Genomic DNA, 2,345 nt, shown 5'->3' on the forward strand with positions numbered 1-2,345 from the left:
CCACGCTGAAATGTGCCGAACCTTAGAAAGTGCAAAACCTGAGACATTACCTTCTTGTTTTTCATCATAAAAGGGTGAGTAACGGGTAAAGAGATATGGTCCGCCATGCCTTCAAGTTCGGTGTTTTCTACGGATACCTTGCCATCGTTTTTGCCGGGCAGCATTGTTGATAGAATCAGATTAATACTACATGCGCCTGCGATGATGCCAATAGCAGTATGAATTTTCATACTACTTCGTAGGGATGCAAGTGCCGCTAGTCATTTGCCCGCTAATCATATCTAAGGATTCCTTTGGCAAGTCTTGCTTTAAAGCTTTATTAAAGGTATTTGCCCATTGCTGACGCATTTCAGATTCAGCACTTAAGCACTCCTGTAGCGTGTCAAATTTTAAATTTGTTTCTACGGGAGAATTAGCAATTATTACAACTAACAACCATTTCATGTGATTTCTCCTTGTATTTTTTTATACTGCTAACGCCCTTAATAAGGGGAGCCGCGCCGAACGGGCTTCCTTTTTGATTTATTTGTTACGTGTACCTTCTACGAAACTCTTATAGTAAAACCCTTCCTCTGGCTCATTACCAAGAGCTATATCGTACATTAACTGAAGGCTCCATATTGGGCCTGGGATCACGTCATTTGGGTCAGCCCCATCTGGCAACATATCTGGATCTATGCCAAATTCGAAGTTTACGAACCACCACTTTTCAATTTTTGTGAGCAGAGATACAAGTTCGGTAAAGGGAGTGTTGTCTAAATTTTTCTCTGGATCAGTTACAAAAGAAAGTAACTCGTGTGCAAGCTGATTTCTGTGTCGCTTGATATTCTCAAATCTACAAATGTCTTCGTCATCTATTGCTTCCATTTCCTTAAACCAGAATAAGGATGCATATATTGGGCTTTTAGACTTAGAAGATACCTCTTTCTTGTACTCGTCTCCGAGGATAAGACCATTCTGATCGAAGCCGTCTGAGAAGAATGCCTTCGGTTTTTCTATAACAGCTTCATTGAACATCTCAAATGCTGAAATAAAGAGTGCACTGGATATCAGATTACCTTTAAGGGTATCCGGATGTAAAAACTTCTTCCAAGAACTATCAGTTTCACTCATTGCTCAAAGGACACGTAATGCCGCAAGAAGGGGCCGCCGTCTGGGCGGTCCCTCTTGCTTGCCTTGTTAACCATTGATCTTTTTCCACTGCGAGAAACCATAAAGTTTTACGCCACTTGAAATACAACATATTTCACTGCCCGTAATGATCCACACGGATGCAAAATGTCCACACTGACTAGATAAATTTCCTACCATTATTGCCCATGATGCTTCATTGCCAATGAAATTTGCATAAAGAAGCAAGTGCAACTCTTGACTATCTGCATAGTTCTTGTCGATTTTTCCCTGAATTGCCGATGCAAGCCGTTGATGAGCGTACTTGGAAACTACGACGCCATCATCTGTAGCAAGGCCGGAAAACCCACTTCGATATTCCTGATTTCGTCTCCTGCCTTCATCCAGAACTTCACTGATCTGAAACGGATTAATTTCACCAAGCGCATGTAACCGAAAATCAAAATCTCTTTGCTCATCAGTTTCCGCGATCTCTATTTGACATGGGGCTACGTGCTGCTCGTAGCCTTGGCCAAATAAAGATGCACACCACATTTCGCGGAGGCGATTACAATTTCTATTTGTAACAAACGCCTCGTCGCCTACCACATTTCGCTCTTTTTCGACGTGGGCATATAAGTCAGTAGGTGAGTAGATGCTCATAGATGGTTAACAGTTAAATATACGTCAAATTGACTTGATGTATTGCGTCAGTTTGAGATATATCCTTTTTTAAGGTTTTGTCTAAATGAGGGGTAACTTCCTGTTCCATCTAAATAATCCATTATTTTTTTAAATGTTATTTGGTATAAATATATCAAAATGATGCGCTATCTTTTCAGCCCTGACAATAGCTTTAAATTTTTATTGTTTCTTTTTCAATAAAACACCGGATTCCAAATGATGGGTATAGGGAAACTGATCAAAGATGGCAAAGCGTTCAATAGTGTGGGTTTTACTGATGTTTTCCAGGTTATTTTTTAGCGTCTCTGGGTTGCAGGAAATATAAAGAATATTATCAAATTCTTTTACTAATTCTACAGTTTCATCATCTAACCCAGCTCGGGGTGGGTCGACAAAAATAGTGCTGAAGTTATAGCTTTTTAAGTCGATCTCTTTTAGTCGCCTAAAAGGCCGAACATCGTTCAGTGCTTCGGTAAATTCTTCGCTGGACATACGGACAATGGTGACATTTTCGATGTTATTAGCTGCAAAATTATATTGAGCTGAGCGCA

Annotated in this window: 3 protein-coding genes and 2 pseudogenes; all 5 read right to left on the minus strand. The window is 40.2% G+C overall.

Annotated features, from left to right (window positions below; translation table 11 throughout):
- Nucleotides 1-230: pseudogene (locus tag AC3A8L_RS21200) on the minus strand (alpha/beta hydrolase); the annotation flags it as partial.
- A 1-nt stretch (nt 231) separates the two neighbouring features.
- Nucleotides 232-444 carry a hypothetical protein gene (locus AC3A8L_RS21205; RefSeq protein ID WP_487964269.1) on the minus strand — a complete coding sequence of 71 codons (213 nt, stop codon included), beginning with the start codon at nt 442-444 and terminating at the stop codon, nt 232-234.
- A 78-nt stretch (nt 445-522) separates the two neighbouring features.
- A complete protein-coding gene (locus tag AC3A8L_RS21210; RefSeq protein ID WP_487964270.1) occupies nt 523-1,113 on the minus strand; it encodes a hypothetical protein in 591 nt (196 codons plus the stop codon).
- A 66-nt stretch (nt 1,114-1,179) separates the two neighbouring features.
- Nucleotides 1,180-1,773 carry a hypothetical protein gene (locus AC3A8L_RS21215; RefSeq protein ID WP_487964271.1) on the minus strand — a complete coding sequence of 198 codons (594 nt, stop codon included), beginning with the start codon at nt 1,771-1,773 and terminating at the stop codon, nt 1,180-1,182.
- 201 nt (nt 1,774-1,974) lie between these two features.
- Nucleotides 1,975-2,345 (minus strand): annotated as a pseudogene (locus tag AC3A8L_RS21220) (tRNA (uridine(54)-C5)-methyltransferase TrmA); the annotation flags it as partial.

This window comes from Marinagarivorans sp. (assembly GCF_982758155.1).